At 67.0% G+C, this 1,592-nt stretch carries 4 protein-coding genes and 1 pseudogene; all 5 read right to left on the reverse strand.

What is annotated here, in order from left to right:
- Positions 1-87, reverse strand: a pseudogene (locus AB0I03_RS26450) (50S ribosomal protein L15); the annotation flags it as partial.
- A 1-nt stretch (position 88) separates the two neighbouring features.
- Positions 89-271: a 50S ribosomal protein L30 gene (gene rpmD / locus AB0I03_RS26455; protein WP_039635378.1), complete on the reverse strand. Its 183-nt coding sequence runs from the start codon at positions 269-271 to the stop codon at positions 89-91.
- Positions 271-873: a 30S ribosomal protein S5 gene (gene rpsE, locus AB0I03_RS26460; RefSeq protein WP_039635375.1), complete on the reverse strand. Its 603-nt coding sequence runs from the start codon at positions 871-873 to the stop codon at positions 271-273. Before rpsE ends, rpmD begins: the two co-directional genes overlap by 1 nt.
- A 46-nt stretch (positions 874-919) precedes the next feature.
- Positions 920-1,303: a 50S ribosomal protein L18 gene (gene rplR / locus AB0I03_RS26465; protein ID WP_039635373.1), complete on the reverse strand. Its 384-nt coding sequence runs from the start codon at positions 1,301-1,303 to the stop codon at positions 920-922.
- Positions 1,304-1,306: 3 nt separating this feature from the next.
- Positions 1,307-1,592, reverse strand: a 286-nt coding sequence (gene rplF / locus AB0I03_RS26470; protein WP_360417317.1) for a 50S ribosomal protein L6, incomplete at its 5' end; no start/stop codon positions are given.

Consider the following 1,592-nt stretch of genomic DNA (forward strand, 5'->3'; position numbering starts at 1 on the left):
CTCACCACGACCGACACGGGTCTTGGGGGTCTTGGCACCCGGGGCGGGCCGGAGGTTGTGGACCTTCAGCGGGTTGGTCTCCGCCATGTCAGTCGACCTCCTTGACCGACACGAGGTGGCGGACGGTGTGCACCATGCCGCGGTACTCGGGGCGGTCGTCCTTGACAACCACGTCGTTGATCCGCTTCAGACCAAGCGAACGCAGCGTTTCGCGGTGGTTCTGCTTGCTGCCGATCAGGGACTTGACCTGCGTGATCTCGAGACGGGCCATTACGCACCCACCCCGGCACGCGCCCGCAGCAGAGCGGCGGGAGCCACGTCCTCCAGCGGCAGGCCACGACGGGCGGCGATCTCCTCGGGCCGCTGCAGGCCCTTGAGCGCCGTCACCGTGGCGTGCACGATGTTGATCGGGTTGGACGAGCCGAGCGACTTGCTCAGCACGTCGTGGATGCCCGCGCACTCCAGGACGGCGCGCACCGGGCCACCGGCGATCACACCGGTACCGGGGGAAGCCGGCTTGAGCAGGACGACGCCCGCAGCCTTCTCGCCCTGGATGGGGTGCGGGACGGTACCGGCGATACGGGGGACCTTGAAGAAGTTCTTCTTGGCCTCTTCCACGCCCTTGGCGATGGCAGCCGGAACTTCCTTGGCCTTGCCGTAACCGACACCTACGGTGCCGTCACCGTCGCCCACCACGACCAGCGCGGTGAAGCTGAAGCGACGACCACCCTTGACAACCTTGGCGACGCGGTTGATCGCGACAACGCGCTCAACGTACGCGGTCTTCTCGGCGGCAGCGCCACCGTCGCGACCCTTCCGGTCCCGCCGCTCGCCGCCACCGGCACCGCTGCCGCGGCGCTGGGGTCCAGCCATTGGATTTACCTCTCTCTGTTACGTCCGCTAGCTCCGGAACCGGGGCTTAGAACTTCAGCCCGGCTTCGCGGGCGGCGTCGGCCAGAGCGGCAATCCGCCCGGCGTACTGCTTGCCACCACGGTCGAACACGACGGCCTCGACACCGGCGGCCTTGGCACGCTCGGCGACCAGGGCGCCCACCTTCTGGGCCTGGGCGCTCTTGTCGCCCTCGCCACCACGGATCGACGCGTCCAGGGTCGACGCCGAGGCCAGCGTGTGGCCCGCGATGTCGTCGATCACCTGAGCGAAGATGCCGCGGTTGGACCGCGTCACCACCAGACGCGGACGCTCCGAAGTACCCGAAATCCGCTTACGGATGCGGATGTGGCGACGCTTGGCAGCAGCGCGCTTGTAGGCGTTGCCCTTAGCGATCTTCACACCGTATGCCATGGCTTACTTACCCGCCTTTCCGACCTTGCGGCGGATGACTTCGCCCTCGTACTTGACGCCCTTGGCCTTGTACGGGTCGGGCTTCCGCAGCTTGCGGATGTTCGCGGCGACCTCGCCGACCTTCTGCTTGTCGATGCCCTCGACGCTGAACTTCGTCGGCGACTCGACCTTGAACGAGATGCCCTCGGGCGCCTCGATCAGGATCGGGTGGCTGTAGCCCAGGGAGAACTCCAGGTTGGAACCCTTGGCCTGGACGCGGTAACCAACACCGCTGATCTCGAGCTTCTTC

It is taken from the genome of Glycomyces sp. NPDC021274, from assembly GCF_040641195.1.
In the GTDB taxonomy this organism is placed as follows: Bacteria; Actinomycetota; Actinomycetes; order Mycobacteriales; family Micromonosporaceae; genus Glycomyces.